The sequence below is a fragment of the Imperialibacter roseus genome (genome assembly GCF_032999765.1).
GTDB classification, from domain to species: domain Bacteria; phylum Bacteroidota; class Bacteroidia; order Cytophagales; family Cyclobacteriaceae; genus Imperialibacter; species Imperialibacter roseus.
In genome coordinates this window covers 4,336,038-4,353,888 of sequence record NZ_CP136051.1, presented here as the reverse complement: position 1 = coordinate 4,353,888, position 17,851 = coordinate 4,336,038, and the positions used below count along the sequence as shown (strand labels likewise).

Annotated in this window: 13 protein-coding genes; 2 read left to right on the top strand and 11 right to left on the bottom strand. The window is 45.5% G+C overall.

All coding sequences use genetic code 11. The features are described from left to right. Positions 1–57: 57 nt before the first annotated feature. The 8 genes from RT717_RS18280 to RT717_RS18245 all read right to left on the bottom strand — a co-directional run bounded on the left by RT717_RS18280 (position 58) and on the right by RT717_RS18245 (position 10,500). Positions 58–798 carry an acyl-[acyl-carrier-protein] thioesterase gene (locus RT717_RS18280; RefSeq protein ID WP_317487825.1) on the bottom strand — a complete coding sequence of 247 codons (741 nt, stop codon included), beginning with the start codon at positions 796–798 and terminating at the stop codon, positions 58–60. A gap of 24 nt (positions 799–822) precedes the next feature. Then, complete coding sequence (locus RT717_RS18275) at positions 823–2,346, bottom strand: M20/M25/M40 family metallo-hydrolase (RefSeq protein ID WP_317487824.1); 1,524 nt, start codon at positions 2,344–2,346, stop codon at positions 823–825. Between the two features lie 68 nt (positions 2,347–2,414). Beyond that, complete coding sequence (locus RT717_RS18270; protein WP_317487823.1) at positions 2,415–3,833, bottom strand: glycosyltransferase family 2 protein; 1,419 nt, start codon at positions 3,831–3,833, stop codon at positions 2,415–2,417. 4 nt (positions 3,834–3,837) lie between these two features. Continuing rightward, positions 3,838–4,929 carry a HEAT repeat domain-containing protein gene (locus RT717_RS18265; protein ID WP_317487822.1) on the bottom strand — a complete coding sequence of 364 codons (1,092 nt, stop codon included), beginning with the start codon at positions 4,927–4,929 and terminating at the stop codon, positions 3,838–3,840. Positions 4,930–4,946: 17 nt separating this feature from the next. Beyond that, positions 4,947–5,321 (bottom strand): response regulator transcription factor, encoded by a 375-nt coding sequence (locus RT717_RS18260; protein WP_317487821.1) that lies wholly within the window; start codon positions 5,319–5,321, stop codon positions 4,947–4,949. Positions 5,322–5,440: 119 nt separating this feature from the next. Next, the gene (locus RT717_RS18255) at positions 5,441–7,357 is read right to left on the bottom strand and encodes a PAS domain-containing protein (RefSeq protein ID WP_317487820.1); all 1,917 of its coding nucleotides are present in this window, start codon (positions 7,355–7,357) and stop codon (positions 5,441–5,443) included. Positions 7,358–7,364: 7 nt separating this feature from the next. Continuing rightward, the gene (locus tag RT717_RS18250; protein WP_317487819.1) at positions 7,365–7,556 is read right to left on the bottom strand and encodes a hypothetical protein; all 192 of its coding nucleotides are present in this window, start codon (positions 7,554–7,556) and stop codon (positions 7,365–7,367) included. After that, entirely contained in the window at positions 7,549–10,500 is a 2,952-nt protein-coding gene (locus RT717_RS18245; protein WP_317487818.1) for an ATP-binding protein, read from the bottom strand. The genes RT717_RS18250 and RT717_RS18245 overlap by 8 nt, the downstream gene beginning before the upstream one ends. Positions 10,501–10,604: 104 nt before the next feature. On the opposite strand from RT717_RS18245, the gene RT717_RS18240 reads away from it, so the two are divergent. Further along, the gene (locus tag RT717_RS18240) at positions 10,605–11,105 is read left to right on the top strand and encodes a metallophosphoesterase family protein (protein WP_317487817.1); all 501 of its coding nucleotides are present in this window, start codon (positions 10,605–10,607) and stop codon (positions 11,103–11,105) included. Here the strand turns inward: RT717_RS18240 and RT717_RS18235 are convergent. The 3 genes from RT717_RS18235 to RT717_RS18225 form a co-directional block, all read right to left on the bottom strand. Next, positions 11,102–12,952, bottom strand: a complete 1,851-nt coding sequence (locus RT717_RS18235) for a glycyl radical enzyme family protein (protein ID WP_317487816.1) — start codon at positions 12,950–12,952, stop codon at positions 11,102–11,104. The genes RT717_RS18240 and RT717_RS18235 overlap by 4 nt on opposite strands. 374 nt (positions 12,953–13,326) lie before the next feature. Then, positions 13,327–13,773 carry an RrF2 family transcriptional regulator gene (locus RT717_RS18230; protein WP_151999772.1) on the bottom strand — a complete coding sequence of 149 codons (447 nt, stop codon included), beginning with the start codon at positions 13,771–13,773 and terminating at the stop codon, positions 13,327–13,329. 52 nt (positions 13,774–13,825) lie between these two features. Beyond that, positions 13,826–15,658 carry a hypothetical protein gene (locus RT717_RS18225; protein WP_317487815.1) on the bottom strand — a complete coding sequence of 611 codons (1,833 nt, stop codon included), beginning with the start codon at positions 15,656–15,658 and terminating at the stop codon, positions 13,826–13,828. Between the two features lie 184 nt (positions 15,659–15,842). Here RT717_RS18225 and RT717_RS18220 point away from each other — a divergent pair, with 184 nt between their 5' ends. Beyond that, the gene (locus RT717_RS18220; protein WP_317487814.1) at positions 15,843–17,783 is read left to right on the top strand and encodes a pyridoxal phosphate-dependent decarboxylase family protein; all 1,941 of its coding nucleotides are present in this window, start codon (positions 15,843–15,845) and stop codon (positions 17,781–17,783) included. Positions 17,784–17,851: the final 68 nt, after the last annotated feature.

The window sequence follows — 17,851 nt, the reverse complement described above, 5'->3', positions numbered from 1 at the left end:
AGCAGCTATGAACAGGAAGGGCAAGCCTTTTGGGGAACGGTCGACTGGCGGGAGCCGCTACTTCTCCTCCCAGCTAGTCAGAGCCCTTGCCACTTCTCTTTTGCTGTATTTTTCTTTCAAACTGTGAATTATTTCAGTGTCCGACAGTTGCTGAAATTCAGCTGTTATTTCGTCGTTTAGCACACATTCACTTTTAAACTGGATGTCGATTTCCTTCAAACTCATATGCAGTAGGTAGTCTTGAGGCAGAGAGGCCAGCATCCATTCCAGGTAATGAACATTGTTGACGTGGTTGTTTTGATCAAGGTGCTGATAATATACCTTGAACTCGGGGCCACTGCCAGCCTCTCCCAGCGACGGCAGCTTGTCGGTGGGGTGGGGGAGGTGATTGTTTTCAATAACGAAGTTGCCACCCGTGATATAGTCAGGCACGGGAATGAGCCGTCTTTTTTCAATATCAATCACTACCCAGGCTGTGCAACCCTCTGCCACCAGCTCTTGCTTTTCGTTTTTGAACCTCATGTCCCGGAACGTGAAGAACTTTTCGATGCCTGACGGCCAGGTCTCCACCTCGACCACTTCATTTTTTTCTATAGGCTTCACCACCCTGAGAAACAACCGGTGTAACACCCACGTATGCCCTTTTTCCATGAGCGCTGGAACTGACACGCCAAGTGCATCTGCATGCTGCCAGGCTGCCTCCTGAAAAAAGTTGATCAGCACGGGGAATTTGGCCTTCCCATTTGGCCCAATTTCAGCGGCTCTCACTTTGAATTTTTCGAAGTATGGATTGACCATTTTCTTATTCTTTTTATGAGGGCACTAAAGCTTCTCCGTCATAATAGCAGTAAATGTCTTTATCGCATCGACATAGTTCCCCAGCCTGATGTTTTCGTTGGGACTATGCTGATTGTTGTCGGGGTTAACCGTTGGCACCAGCACTGCCGGAATTCCAAGTGTAGTAACAAAAGGCGAGATAGGGATTGAGCCACCACCTGTTCGAATCATAATGGGTTCAGTACCAAATGCCTTTGTCATGGCTTTCACCAGCCATTGCCCCACTTCTGTGTCATAGTCGGTGCGAAAAGCTTTGTAACTTACTTCGTAGTCAAATGAAACTATTTTCGACTTCGACATTCTTTCTTCTTCAGTCGGCTCACGGTTGTCAATTACGTAGTAGCCCTGGCTTTTGATGTGCTCTTTTATCAGCCCAATCAACCTTTCCGGGTCGCTTTCCATGACCAGCCTCACGTCGATTTCGCCCGTAGCGGTTGGCGGCACAATGGTGCGCACTTCTTTTCCTACCCAGCCAGACGACATGCCTCTGATGTTCAGGGAAGGGTATTGTATCGACTCCTGGTAGTTTGTGCCTACTTTGTCGATGTCGGCAATCCCAATTTTCTTTTTGATAAATTCCTCATCGTCAGGCACGCTGGCCATGATGGCTTTGGTTTTTTCATCAAAGGTTATCCCGTCGTAAAAACCAGGAATAACGACCCTGCCGTCTTTGTCCTTCATGCTGCCAAGCAACTGAGCCATGTTGAGTGCGGGGTTAGGGGCGTAGTTGCCATAGTGACCGCTGTGCTGGGCTACCCTCGGGCCAAATGTATGGAGCGTGATGGTGGCAATGCCTCTGGCTCCAAAGGTCAGCGTAGGCTCGTTGCTTACATGTCTGGGCCCGTCGAATATGATGAGCATGTCGGATTTCAGGTCTTCCTTGTAGGCAACCACTGCGCCCGGCAATCTTGGTGAGCCTAGCTCTTCCTCAAAGTCCATGATCACCTTGATGTTGAAGTTAGGCTCCATTTTCAGCTTTTCCATCACATCAAGAGAGGTGAGGTACGCCATGGCCGCTCCTTTGGAGTCACTGGTGGAGCGGGCAAAAATTCGCCATTCGGGATCAAACGAACCGCTGAGGTTGCTCCAATCGATTTCCGTAAAACCACCTTTGCCGTCCGGCTTCTTTAATGCAGGAATCCAGGGGCTTTTTTGGAACCACTTTGTAGAATCTACAGGCTGTCCATCCAACTGCAGATAGATGAGAACTGTTTTGGAGGCTTTTTTCGCCTTTCTTTCTGCAAGCAGCAGGGGAACGGTTGACGTCTCCAGCCTTTTCGTAGCAAATCCTCTGTTTGCAAAGGCTTTTTCGCACCATTGAATGTTTTTTTCAATATCGGCAGGGTAGTGTGCGTCATTTGGAAGGCTCAAAAGCTCATACAAAGTGTTGAGGCTTTGCTTGCCATGCTCCATTGCCAATTGGTTCAGCTTCTCTTGTGTCACCTTTTGCGCAATGGTATTGAAAGGGAGGACTAGCAGACCTGCAAATATGAGAAGTAATTGTTTCATCGTTATTTTTTTTCCACTTTGCATTATTGTGAATTTTAGAGGAGGGCTAAAAGGAGCCTGCCTCGTTGTCATTTTGCCTCTGCTTTCTTTAAGAATCCGGTTCTCGACATTTCGCCCCAGCTTTTCCTCCCCCTCCACTTATCAAACGTTCCCCGAATTGCCCAATACATCACCGAGGGGTGAAAAAGCACTGGCTCAAGGCAAGCGGTGGCCAGCATTTTATAAAAATCCCTTTGACGAGTGTAGCGATAGAAAGAAACTTCTTCAAATAAGAGTGTAAGAACGGAAATGAATATCGAAAACAAGTATACAAACAACAGCAGTGTCAACGTATAGCCCCAGTTAACAAATCCAGCAATAGTCAGGTACACAAAAAAGAGCAAACCTGAGAGCTCAATCCAGGGTGCCAAAAGCTCAAACATAAACCAATAGGGGTAGCTGAGAACTCCCAGCAAGCCATATTTAGGGTTCATGCAAATTTTTCTATGGCGGCTGAGTGTTTCAATAGTGCCCCTCATCCATCTGTTTCGCTGACGACCCAATATTTTCCTGTCCGACGGAGCCTCTGTCCAGCAAAGCGGGTCAGGCACGTATATCACTTTTGCCTTTCTACCCATCTCCATTAATCTTCTCCTGATGCGAACCACTAGCTCCATGTCTTCACCCACAGTGGACTTGTCGTATCCACCTACCGTCAACACCACTTCACGTTTGAAAAGACCAAAAGCACCGGAAATGAGCATCAGGCCGTTTAGTCGGCTCCAGGCCATTCTGCCTAATAAAAAAGAACGCATGTACTCAAGTACCTGGAACCGGGCCAGGAGGCTTTCCGGTAAATTAACTTTTATCAACCGACCTTCTTCTACAATGCAGGAGTTGGCGATGCGGACAACACCGCCAATCGCTACGGTATTTTCTCTGTCTTCAAGGTATGGTTTTACCATCTTTAACAGGGCATCGGGTTGGATAATGCAGTCGACGTCTATGCAGGCTACGAGTTCTTTGTTACTGATGTTTATCCCAGCATTCAATGCGTCAGCCTTGCCACCGTTGACTTTATCAACCACAATAAGCTTTCTATAGGCCCTGTTTTTTGATTTATAAATTGCCCTTATGTCATTGCAAGGCAGGGTGCGATCGATAAGGAAGTCTACTTTTTTCAAATCAAATGCCTGCTGCATCTTTTCAAGAGAGTCGTCTTTACTCCCGTCGTTGACGATAATGATGTCGTAGTTATTGTATTCGATTGACATAAGAGATTTCACATTCTCGATTATAGTCAATCCTTCATTGTAGGCAGGAGCAACGAGCGATATGGAGGGGGCCAAAGGCGACGAAAGAATCATTTTGTAATCAGCAAATGAGTTTTTCGTCATGTACCTGCGCATTTCAAAGTAAGAAATGAGAGCCAAAATCAAATAGGAAGAAAAGATGGCCACAGCATAGACCAGAAATAAAAACTGCAAACCGTATATAATCTTGATCATTGATTTAGCTGTTGTTCAATGGTTCTCTGATGTGAGCAAGTGCGGTAGCCAAATGAATGTGAGATTGCAGATCATACGAGTTGCTGATCAGCTCTTCGGCATTGCCAGAAATTTCTTCAATGGCCATAACTGTCGCCAGCAACGTGTCGGAATGGTCTGTCTCAAGAAGGGTGAGCAAACCTTCCACCTCATCGGGCCCACCTACTTTTGCCAGTGCATTGATAGACAGAATTTTTAAGTCTTGCCGGTCAGTGTTCACCAGGAATTTATAGACGCCTGGAGCATCCCTGTCGTCTCCCATTTCTGTAACGGCTCTTAAAACCGCTGCCTGAACCTGATATTCGTCACTGAAAAGATGAATCCTTATGTTGTCCATGTGTGCAACAAGCCTAAAAAACACACACATGTCAATAATAAACGCTCGTACTTCCCAGTTTGGATTGCGTAGCCAGTAGTCATATTGCACACGGTGAGCAAGGCCTGTCCTTAGCAAGGTATGATGCAAACTTAATATGTGCCAGCCGGAAAGATCCTTCCAGCTTGTTTTTAAAAAGAACAGCGGACTTCCTGCACTCAAATTTAGCAAGGCCACCTGGGTTTCCTGCCTCACAATTTGACTGCTATGGCCAAGGTGCTGGAGGACATGATGATATCCGGATTTGTACTCAAATTGACTCAGTTCATGTATTCCCCTAACAACCGAGGTTATTCTCCGGCTATTGGCTTTCTTTATGCTCAACTCATGAAGTCCGAGAAGCTCATACAAATCCTCCAATACCTCATCAAACTCTCCATAGAGGTTTTTCCTTAAAGAGATCAAGTGCCTTATAAAGACCCCCTTAAGAAAGCTATTTTCAAGTTTGGCTTTAATTTCATTTAGTTGATAGTGGTGAACACTTTTCCATTTAACTCCTTCATTCTCAGTGGAAGATATCAAATAGTTGTTAAGGTCCTTCTCTATTACTTTGAGTAGACTTTTCTCACTTTCATATCGGTATTTTTTTCTGACCTTTAGCACAATAATCAGGATTACCACTCCAATAGCGGCCGTCGCCATTAACGTATTAAGGAAGTATATGAGCTCTATTGGAATCAAGGCTTTCTGTGATGAAACTATTGATGCCCAAGCAATTTTTTCACCCTTATGACAAGCTCTTGCGGGCTAAATGGCTTTGTAAGAAAATCGTTGATGCCCAAATTGAAGCTTTGAAGCACGGTATTTTCGACTCCTTCTGATGATAATATGATGATGGGTGTTTGCCTTTTTAGCTCCTCTCTTATATAGGTGGTCAGCTCCAGCCCTGAGGCGTAAGGCATATGGATATCTGTAATGACTAAGTCATACTCATTGTCTTGTATCATCTCTTTTGCCTTTTTGCCGTCTGCAGCTACCTCACAATTCCGATAGCCAGCTCTGGAGAGTTTAAATCGTATCAGAGAGCTCAGCGCCTCATCATCCTCGCAAATCAGTATTTTTACAATTTCCATAGTATGCAGAAAAATTATTCTGTAATAAAACACTGCAAAGGTACTGCAATATAGCTTTGTGGCATACCCCCATGTGTAAGCAGACGCAAACTTTCCTTTAAATAATACCTTCTGACTTACTATTTGATATTACGCCAGTTACCTGAATCAGTGTTTTTTATCGAAAGCGTAAAGTCCTCAATCGCTTTCACCGTCGTTCTTATTGACGTTTGAAGCCTGTTTACATTACTAACCAGCTTTTCCTCATTTTCCCCACCGGTAGTTTCAATCTCTTTGAGTAAACTTACCAAAGGATTCAGAAGCTGTTCGGAAAGGGTAGAAGAAAAGTCCTTTAGCTCCTGGTGTTGCGTTTTAAAGGTGGCAGCCCCCTTAAGTGTTTCTTCACTGTGCTTTCTGTCGGTAATGTCCACGCTAACCCCAAGCAGGCCAGTGATAGTTCCTTCTGTGTTTTTTATCGGTATTTTTGATGTCAGAAACCAACGAGTTTCTCCTGAGTTCAATGTCATGGAGGTCTCCACGCCCAATATAGGCTCTCCCGTCGAAAATACTTGTAAGTCTTCCGCCTTAGATAAGTCAGCAGACGCTTTCGGGAACAACTCATGATCTGTTTTGCCTATAACCAACGCCTTATCGTTGAGACCCATAAGCGACAACTCGGCTTTGTTAATGAGGATCTTTCTTGACTCAATATCCTTAGCGTAAATATTAACAGGAATGTTGTCAATAAGTGTTTGTAAAAATTCTCGCCCTTCCGTTGCCTCTATTTCTACCCGTTTTCTTTTGTCAATGTCTTGAAAAGTACCGTTTAACCTCATACACTTACCATTTTCAAAAATTGGTTTACCTATTGCCCTTACCCATTTTTCTTTGCCTGTTGGGGTAATTATTCTTAGTTCTACGTCCCATGGTAAGCCAAGCGAAATGGCGTCATTGACGGTTTTGGCCATGGCGTTGCGGTCTTCACCTTCTTTGTAAAACTTAATAGCGGTTGACAGATCGGGTTGGTAGTCCTCAGGCACTTCGTGGATACGCTTGGTTGTGGTGCTCCAGGTGACTTTATTGGTTGCCAGATCAGCCTCCCATCCGCCAACCATGGCCACCCGATTAATATCGTAGAGGCGGTCCAGCGTAGTTTTCATTGATTTTGTTTGCTCTGCCACTTTTGACTCCAGCGCTTCGTTATACGACTGCAACTGCTTTTCAGTATATCGCCTTATGTCATGAGACAAATTGAGGCGCTTGGCAATGAGACCAACATAAATCAGGCTAAAGAACAACGAAATAACACCAATTAGTACTGTGGATGTCTTGGCCGTTATGAATTGATGAGATTCAAGGGTAGTCAGCAAATAGCCAGCAATCAGAACTGTTCCCGTCATCTGTGCGAACATTCTTCGGGACAGTATATTTCCTGGCTTTTCGCCCGTCAAAATATTAGCTAAGCCAAATTGTGAGAGGCTTGAAAGGCAAATGGAGGTAGCCAAGAATAATATGGCTGTGTGCAATGCCATTGATGAAATAAAAATCAGCCTGTCGTTTGGCGACAACCCAAACGCCACTCCCACAATGGACAGGAGCGCCATAAATGAAACCAGGTGGAGGCCATATTGCTTTAGCCGGAGATACCATCTGCGGCTTGTTAAATTGGTAAGCGCAAAAGCCGTTAAAAGAAATGCAGTGGAGCTACCTGTGGACATTCTTCCGGGATATTTCACACTCCGCCGATCGGTTACAAATAGTTGGTCTATTCCCAGACTAATGCCAAAAATATATTCAGCTAATGTTACAAGGGCGAGGAGGCTAAGGAAAATGGTTAGGACGACCACTGCCCATTTTCGCTCGTAGGCCTTACCTATAAGTGCCAGTCCCAGCAGAGAAAAGCCCAGAGCTGTATTAAACTTCATACTCGCTCCGGCTACTCCCAAATCTTTTAAGTAGGATAAATCGAGCAACCACCCCACCATTACTATCAAGGCAATGGTGAGCGATGCCAGGCCGCACACTCTAAGAGATTTTTTCTTTTCTAATGACAACATCAATATGCTAAATAACCTTGTTAAGAACTGGTCGGTGTTTGCTGTTTGGCAAAGGATTTGGCTTCGTGGCCCCCAGCGCCGCCACTATTCTGATCAAGTGTGTTTGCAACCATTTCAAATCCGAAAAGTTACCCCCTCCCTTTTCAGGAGGGACGTCAAACGCTTTATTGTTTTCAATTACCACATCTGTTTCAGTCATTCAATATGGTGTTTTTTATTTCTTCTATTACAGCGCCAGCTTCCTTCTGTATAACTTCAACAAGCGATGTTTCTGAGAAAAAAGATGCTTTGTGTGACTTAAGTTCATCGATCTTCGATTCCAGCGTTTCCAACTCAAAAAGCATATTTAGCGACTTGATTTTATGAGCGATTGTGTGCAATAGGTCAAGGTCTCTCTCCTTAATCGACTTCTTCAAATCGCTGACAAACTCGATGTAGTTTTGCACGCTGTTGTTGGAAAACTCCATTACAAATTCCTTGTCGCCTTCTCCTAACTCATAGATTTTACTCTTTAGAGAAGAATCAGCCACTGTCACTTCCTTTTTTACTCGTCCGGCATATTTCTCAATAATGGCATAAAGATCGGCTGGTTTAAATGGTTTGCTGAGATAGTCAGTCATACCAACGGCAAACGTTTTTTCCCGAATATTGGAGAATGCGTCAGCCGTTAACGCAACGATGGGGATATTCTGGAAATACTCGTCGGCGCTGCCCCGTATTTTAATAGTCGCCGTAAACCCATCCATTACCGGCATTTGGAGATCCATCAGCACCAAATCATATGTCTTTTTTTGCAGGGCATCAAAAGCTTCTAATCCATTGGCTGCAATGTCAAAAGTAACATCCACATACTTGAGGAACTTCTTCATGATGATTTGATTGGCGGTGTTGTCTTCCGCCACCAGCAGATGTATATCCTTGCCATTGAAGTCTTTGCTTTTTTGTACCGACTTCCTGGTCAATTCCACTTCGAGAGTGGTTTCCTCAAGTTCGATATCGAAAAAGAAGGTTGAACCTTCTCCAGGTTTACTTTGCAACTGAATTTCGGAACCCATCATCTCCAAAATTTTCCTTGTGATGTACAAGCCAAGACCTGTTCCTCCATATTTTCTGGTAGTTCCACCTTCAGCCTGACTAAATGCTTCAAAAATACCCTTTTGCTGTTCTTCGGACATGCCAATTCCTGTGTCGGTTATTGACACCCGCATTTTGCAAAAGTTATCCCTTCGGCTTAATGATTTGGCCGAAATGGTCACGTTGCCATTTTCGGTAAATTTAATAGCGTTGCCAGCTAAATTGTACAGAACTTGTGTGACCCTCGTGTCATCACCTATAAACGCATGGGGAAGGTTTTTATCGTAGTCTACCTCTACCGTGACCAGATTTTCCTTTGCCCGAAAAACCAATGAGCTTTTAATCGCATTCACCAAATAGAAAAAATCGAATGGCGCATAGTCAAGCACCAATTTTCCGGCCTCTATTTTAGATATATCGAGGATGTCGTTGATGAGGCTTAGCAGACTTTCGCCAGAAAATTTGAGCAGGTTGAGGTGCTCCTTTTGATCGAACCTTGGGTTTTCCAGCAAAAGGATTTGGGTAATGCCGTTGATGGCGTTCAGAGGAGTGCGTATTTCATGGCTCATGGTGGCCAAAAACTGCTCCTTGGCCTTGGAAGCTTCTTCGGCGACCTCTTTTGCTTTTTGCAGCTCTTCCTTCTTGAGTCTATTGTTGGTGACGTCTTCTGTGAACATCAGGATGCCTCCAACAGTGTCCTGGTCGATGTACCATGGCCTCACCTCCCATTTTAGCCATTGGATCGTGCCGTCTGCTCGTTCAAATGGATCTTCGTCTCTCATTTCAACAGCACCATTCAGGCATTTTCTGTGGATATCTTTCCAGCTGTCACTTACTTCAGGAAAAATATCGTAGTGGCTTTTCCCGATAATGACCTGATCTTGAATGTTGTATTCTTCTACCCATTTTTGGCTGGCCGCTATGTACCGTAGTTCTTTGTTGAACATTGCAATCGACGCAGGAGCCCTTTCGATAAAGGCCTTGAGCTGCATTTCAAGCACTTTGCGGTCATGGATGTCAACAATGCCGGCAATGAGTAAGGAAATTTTCCCATTCTCAGAGCGTTGCGTATTGCCGGTGGCCTCTACCCATTTGTAATCCCCGCTCTTCATCTTCACTCTCACCTCTATGGTTGAGGGAAGGCCAGTTTTTATGGATGAATCCGTGGAGTCCATAAGTATGGGAACATCAGCCGGATGCACCAGGCTAAGAAATGTCTCCGACGTAGGTCTTATCTCGTCTTTTTTGTACCCTAGCAGGGTGTAGAGTGCTTCCGACCACCTCTCTGCGCCGTCAGAAACACTTTTTTCCCAAATACCAACCTTAATTGACCGTGTTAGAAACTCAAGCTTATCGGCTTTTAACTTTTCCTGGCTAACTGATTTTTCTAAATCTTCTCTCGTTTGTTCAAGCCTTACAGAATAGTGCTTGATGGCATTTAGTGTGACCAGTAGCACCGTAATTGCTGAAAGTAATACTGAAATAGCGATTGAATAATTGACCAGTGTGGTGCTACTATCTATCTCATCCAATACTTCGGAGGAGAGGCGCTCATACTCATTGGTGATTTCATCCATCAAGGGTAGAAAGTCCGATTCGTATGCCAGAAGCCTTTCTGCATTTTGTTTCGACACCGGGCTTGAATGAGCAATAGATTTGGCCGTGCTGGTCAGGCCCTGAAAAGAAATTTCAAGCTTGTCAAAAAGAGAATCTAGCCTTGTGCGTTGCTCTTTATTTTCATGGAAGGCAAAATTGTCTCCTTTCAGTGAGCGATGAGCCTCTGCAAAAATAAGGGAAAGGGAATCGATTGTTTTCTTTCGGTCGATGGAAAGGCTATCGGAATAATAAATCAGCAGCCCTGTTTTGCTGATATTTTGGCTCAACATTCGCTGTCTGCCAGCTACATTAATTACCTTGCCGAGGTCGGCATTCATGGCAATGAACCTGTCGAGCCTGGCGTTGAGGAATAGCGCCACGCCAATCACTACTGAGACCGCCACAATGAAAAGAATAATCAGATTAGCTCTGATTTGACTGTAGTCTATTCTATGCTGACTATCAATGTTCATTTTTCTATTTGGTGTAGTATTCTGGGTAGCGAAACGAATATCGTAAACCTACCAAATATTCTTTCTAAACTTGTTTATTTGTCTGAATTCGTATTGAATATATAATGACAAAAATAGGACTGATCTCAGACACGCACGGTTATCTGGACGAAAGAGTGTTTGAATATTTTGCGGGGTGTGATGAAATTTGGCATGCTGGCGACATTGGCGACCAGGAGGTCATGAATAAGCTGGAGGCCTTCAAGCCGGTCGTAGCCGTATATGGTAATATCGACGGCGCTGACCTGAGACATTCATATCCGGAAGACCAGGTATTCGAACGGGAAGAAAAAACGATCTGGATCACGCATATAGGCGGCTACCCCCCCAGGTACAACCGAAGGGTAATAAAGCAACTGGATACGATCAAACCTTATCTTTTTATCTGCGGGCACTCTCATATAGTGAAAGTCCTTACCGACAAAGCAAGGCTTCCTCTGATCCACATCAACCCGGGTGCAGCTGGCATGCAGGGCTTTCACAAAATGCGCACCATCATGCGGTTTGATCTTACGCCAGAGGGGGTTAAGAACCTGCAGTTGATTGAGCTGGGGAAGAGGGGCTAAACGATAGCGCAGGCACCGCCGGCGCACGCTGCCTCCGCTTGCAGGTCGGTCTCATCTTCCCCCTCCACTACCTTTGAGAGGTCAATGCTGCGTAAGCTTATTTCCAGTTCATTGAATTTCTCCTCAGTAATATCTTCAAATGGAGGTTGCTGATAATTTCCACTGTCAAACGGCAGCACACTCAAACCATTATAGGATGCTTTGTTCTCCCACATCCATTGTCCGACTTTTTCCCATTCGTCTTTTTTGATGGACACTGTTGCCGATACGTTGTTAGCATTGTTGCCAAGACGATATCCATTCCTCACCCACTCAGTATTAAAGATTTTTATTCTTTCCAGTAAATCCATGGCACTTTCGCTTCGTGTAATGCTCCCTTTAGGTGCCTTCTGGGGGATACAGATAATGCCCTGTTTCTCGTTGAGTAAGTCGTCTTCCAGCAGCTCAGGGTGGTTGTCCTTCAAGTATTGGTACAATGCTTCATTCTTACCTATTCTTACCCTTCTCAGGTAGAAATCGTTGTGCCAGGCGTGGATGCCAGAAGAGGTGCCCAATACAAGTGAACTGGTGCCGGAGGGTTTTATTGTAGTGCACCTGGCAGCAAAGTTTATCCCTATTTTCGCCGATACCTCCATGTTGACATGCTTCACTTCATCAGCCGCTTCCTTCAAATCCATTTGGAAAACTCTCCCACTGGCTATTCCCGTCATTCCTACGCCGATAAGAGCATCCTCCTCCGTTGTTTTAATCCATTCTTCCCTCAGGTAATGGAAATCGGTAAATCCGGCCTGAAGTGTGCCCAGAAAACCAGCCGCTCTGGCCCTTGCGTTCAAGTCTTCCTGCGTTTCTACATCCGAAACGTTAATTTCGCAGAGGTTACAGAACTGGAAAGGCCGCAAAGCAATTTCGCAGCAAGGGTTGGTTCCCCACTCTGGGTGATTGGTGAAATAGAAACCAGGTTCTCCAGAGCCCGACAGCTCTATTTTCTTCCAAAGCTTAATAAAAGACTCTTTGGTAGTGCCGTCTCTGGTGAGCACCACGGAGTTGTTGGCCCGGCCTCTTTGCTCATTAAGCTCCCACCAGTTGCCAAACTTGCAGCTCAGCATTTCATCATCTTGCGGCGAAAAAAGAGATATCATAGCTGACCTGCGAATGCCACCCGAAAGCACTGCATTGGCAATATGACACATGATGTCGTGGCACTCCAGTGAGGACAGCTTTTCACCGTTCTGCTTTCTTTCAAGAACGGAGATGACATGAGCATGGCAAACTCTTAGAGGTTCAGGGCCTGGCGCTTTGCCGCCGGCGGTCACCAGCCTCGCTCCCTTGGGCCGTATATCCGAGTAATCGAAGTCAGGCAGAGTGCTGTGAAATCCAAAATAGGCTTTCATAATCATTTTGATGGAATCGGCCCAGCCCTCCAGGCTGTCGCCGACCAAAAATCTTCTTCTCCGCTCGGGCTTTTGAACAGCAGGCAATTGACTGACGTGGTGCAACTGAACGGAAAACCCAACGCCAGTTCCGCCCAGTAGTAGAAACATGGCCTCAGAAAACGCCCTGATATCGTCTACTGGCAAGTAGGCACAGTTGTAAATACGACTGTTGTTTTTAATAATAGGAGGACCGGCAAACTGCATGGCCCGCATGGAGGGAAGTACTTTTTTTTGTAGTACAAACGCCATGTTTTCCCGAATCTCCTCTCGCATATGAGGGTATTTGTCCACCATCATTTCTTCATAGCGACCGCAGATTTCCGGCCATAGTTCCCTGCGATTGAGCTCCGGAATGTACCGTGCATACTTCATGTGTACGATAATGTCACTAAGAATTTCCTGGTTTAGTTCCATGCCTTTCTTTGTTCTGGGTAGATAATATTGGTCAACTGCCGCCCATACCTGCAAAGGCTGAGTTGCAGCGTCATTCTGAAATGCACAAAGGCCTTCCAACTGACTAGCCTCTGAGGATTTCGTCTGCTCAACAAATATATTAATAAAAGATTAAAAAGTCTTTTATTAAATTACCTTTTGCTTGAGCTTATTTCGTGTAGATGAAAGGTGAGTGTAGGAGCCTGAAAAAGTTAGCCTTTGGGGTCTTGAGCCAGTTCTTTTCAAAAAGCGCATCTGGTTCCAATAGATTCGCCTTTGTAAGCAGAAGAGATTGTTTCAGGAGAGGGGTAAAATAGTTGCAAATGCTTCGAGGTGCACCGCTGCGCAAATCTTCTCTAGCTGTTAATGCTATGGTTTTTAAGAAACACTTTGCCTTGCTCTATTTTTTTCACAAGATCCTGAACGTGCTGGTTTTGCATGCTTTCCTTCAATTTATCCCGGAAGGCTTTTACATCGTGATGAATAGGGCATGGGAATTTGTCCGAGCAGTCCTTCAGCCCAAGCACGCAGAGGCTGAACACCTCCTTGCCATCAATTACCCTCACAATGTCCATCAGTGGCACAGGCTTGCCTTCGGGGTGAAGATAAAACCCGCCGTTCGGGCCTTTATTGGAAGATATGATACCTTCCCTGACCAGCTGTTGCAAGATTTTACCAACAAACGGATCCGGGGCGTCAATTTCCCTGGCGATTTCTTTGAAGCCCGGTTTCAGCCCTTTAGCGCTTTTGATGGCAATGTACATGACCGCTCTTACGGCATATTCGCAGGCTTTTGAAAACATGTCCGTAAGTTATGTCGCCCCCGAGTCTTCTGCAAGGGGCTCATGTGGTGCTTTATACTGCCTCAAGAGAATTTGTATGGCTAACGTAGTTTTCGTACAACGACCGAAGTTTGTGTTCTTCTTTTTCAAGCGAGTCTAGAAACCGATATTTCAGCTCTTCGATACCATGGGCGATGTCGACTACAATATGCCTGTAGTAGGCTATGCCGTCCAGCAAGTTGTCATGGAATGTTTTGAGGTATTTGTCCTTTTTACTAGCCACCTCGCCGCTATTGAATTCCATCGATTCTTTCAGGTGATCGATATAGAGCTGTAGTTCCCTGATAAACATATGGTGCCTTTGCGGGTTGGAGATCACATTGGCCCTGCCATAAATGTGATCGACCATAGCTTGAAGAGACAATGTTGCTGAAAAATTGACAATGTTTGGGCCCGGGCAAATAGTAACTGCCTCCAGTTTTTTGAATGGCTTGAGTTGGTAAGTGTGTACCGCTGAATTGCTCAATCCGATGCACAGACATTCTTTATCGAGCACATTGCTTAATTGCTGCTGGTATTGATCTTCTGGGAGCTCCATCCCCTGCAACTGTTTTACCTTTAATTTCTGGTATTTGTAGGAGGCAGTACAAATTGGCTCTTTGGTAAACTCGGTATTGGAAACGAGGTATTTTTCTGTGCAGGGACTGCCGGGCCGACCTTTTTTAATTCGATTAAGTTTTTCCTCATCCGAACTGGTTCCTTTCAGGTAATGAAAGCGCACACCGAGAGGGGAGTTTTTGCTTAGTTTGAGGTCATCTTGCCCTGCTTTAGCCAGCAACTGCAACGTCTTGTCGTCTACGGTGGTGGCCTCTGGTACAAGTAAAAATGGTGTGCCCCAGCCGGTGCTGTCCATTCCCATAAACCTTCTGAGAAACTGATCTTCCTCATAAGTGCCTATGCCTCCCTGCACTGTGATTTTTATTGGGTGAGCTTCATTATAGGTGCGGAGGCCTTTTTCCTGGAGTGCTCTGTTGTATATTTCAAATAGTTCGATACGCAATTCTGCTCTTTTGTTTTTGAACTCGTTCAGAATTGGCCCCAGCAGGAGGCCGTCAGTAGCAAAAGCATGTCCTCCGCAGTTAAGCCCCGACTCTATCCTGAACTCACTAACCCAGAGGCCCTTCTTGGCCAGGTACTTGCCCTGAATCAGGGCCGATCTGTAGTCGCTTACCTTAATAACTATTTTCTTTTCAAAATCGCCCCAACCCTTTGCGGCCAATTGATGCAGCTTTTCCATATAGTTGAACAGGCGGGGGTTCATACCCGCCGATAACACGACAGAGGAGTTGACCAGATCACTATTTACATACCCCCTGAGGGCGGTAAGGGCATCCGATCCATCTTCTATCGGCTTACCAAAGGCATCCGTGTTCACTTTGTCAACCTTAGTCATTATGTTCACATCGATACTTCCCGGCTGGATCTGACTTTTTAAGTACTTCTGGAGTTGCTCCTGTTCCTCCCGGTCCTGTAGTTCATTTATGAGCTGAAATAGCTGTTTGACCTTGTTGCCGTCAGGGAGCATTTCGAAGTACTTGACAATCTCTGACCCCGCCTCAAAAGTTGAATTTCGGAGGGTTTCTACCTGCTGGCACACAATTCGGTTCACAAGGTTGAGGTAGTCGGTGATACGCTTAGCCCTGTAATCTTCTTCATGAGTGGAAATCGGCAGATAGGGCTCGTTTATTTTCCCATAGTAATAGCTCCTCATTTTCTCGATCAGATTGTCCTCAATGATGGACATCACTGAGGATATACCAAACCGGGCCACTTTTATTGGCGAATCAATGGTGTAAGCCAATCCCATAACGGGGATATGAAAACTGTGCTGGGGTGAATTGTCCATGGGGAGATAGTATTTGAGTTATTTAGCAATGGTTCGGCAAATGTAAAACAATAAAAGATTAAAAAGTCTTTTATTTAGATTTATTAGAAATGATGGCAAAAGTGTTCATCGAACCTGACTAAAGTCATAGGGTGGGCGGTGGTGTATTTCTAGCTTTAGATAGTAAAAAGAAAAAACATAACTTATGTGGAAGGGAGAAGAAGAGCTACCAATGGGTGCCTGGTTTCTGGGGCCAAAGTCAGAGCAGGCGGGGGTATGGCAGGAAGTTATCAACTACATTTTTCAGGACTATGCCCACTGGAGAAAGAATTATTTTCCGGAAGACCCGCTTATTCTCGGCCGGGCGCAGCGACGCTCGCACGACGTTTGGTTTGATAAATTGAGCAACGAGCTCGACTTTGTCCTCAATCAGCTAAAAGCTGACTATCCCTTTTACTCTCCCCGCTACCTGGCGCATATGATATCGGAAACAAGTATGCCAGGGATCATGGGCTATTTTGCTGGTATGTTGTACAATCCCAACAATGTGTCAGATGAGGCAGCCCCGGTAACAGTAAAACTGGAAATAGAAGCCGGCAAAATGATTGCAGGCATGCTGGGCTACGATACAGACAAAAGCTGGTCTCATATTACTTCTGGCGGCACCATTGCCAATATGGAGGCGCTTTGGTTGGCCCGGCAAACGCAGTGGATTCCCGTGATGGTGGCTGAACTTTGCCGGGAGGAATCTATCGCATTCCAGGTGGGGTTACCCAATGGAGACTCGAAGGACATCAGGGAAGTGCCTGTTGCTACACTGCTCAACCTCACACTCGATGAACGGCTGAATATCCCGGAACGACTGGCAGCACAGTGTAAGTCAGACGACGCTCATCAATGGTTGGAGGATTCTTTTCAATCCAGCAGGTACAACGTTGGTAAAAAAGGGGTGGGGCTTTACCGGGATGTCGGGGTGGAACCAGTTATTCTGGTTTCGGAAGCTGCTCACTACAGTATCCGGAAAATTGCCAACCTGCTCGGCTTTGGCGACGACCAGGTGATTCCTATGCCTGTCGACAACAATTTCAGACTTTCGATTCCAAAACTTGAAGAGGCCATACTGGGCATGAGTGCTTCACAAACAATTGTGGCCGTGGTAGGCATTATGGGCACAACTGAGGAAGGAGCAGTCGATCCCCTGGTGGATATCGAAAAGACAAGGAAAAAGTACGAAAAGGAGAAATGTAAATCGTTTTGGCTTCATGCCGATGCAGCCTGGGGAGGCTACTTGCGAACCCTTTACATAGACGCCCCTGAGCAATCAGATGGTGCTGGGAAAGAGGCGTTTGAAAACGAGGATATAGAATTTATTCATTTGGCAGATTCGGTCACAATCGATCCTCATAAGCTGGGATACATCCCGTACCCCTCTGGTGTAATCAATTTTAAAGATAAGCGGAGCGTACTTTATGCAAGGCAAAAGGCGCCTTATATCCTCGACCAGACAAGCGCCAATTTTTTCGATACCAGGGTATTGGATGAAGCCATTGGTCCCTATATCATTGAAGGATCCAAGCCGGGAGCCGCCGCCCTGGCGACCTGGTTAACGCACAGAACGATCCCGCTTCACCGACACGGCCATGGAAAAATCATCAGGCAGTCATTGGCAGGAGCCCAGCGACTCTACCAGTTAATTAACGAAGCTCAGTTTAAGAACACCAGGTTAACGATACGAACGTTGACCCAACCCGACACAAACGTTGTCTGCTATTTGGTGCTGCTGAATGGGGCATCATTAAAGGAAAATAATACCATAAATAGAGGAGTTTACGAAACCTTCTCGTTGAGAACGGAGGACAAGCGCCACCTCATGCCTTACGATCATGCTTTTTTTGTTTCGAGAACTCAAATCAGGTGTGAGCAGTATTCCTGGGAGTCAGTCGGCGATATTCTGATCAGCTATGGTTTTACGAAAGAAGAGTATTTGCGTGAAGGGCTTTTCATCTTACGTTCGGTCGTCATGAATCCCTGGCTTGAGCAGTCCAAAGCGGTTGATGCCGAATACCTCGATGACTTTGTGAAATTTCTCGTGCTTAAGGCTACCAAAATAGCCGAATCACTTATTGCGAGTCCGCTGGCAGTGTAGCGTATAATTAACGGAAGGGAAGCGACGGGCTTGCTTAACACAAAAAGCCCCACTTTTGCAAGCAGGGC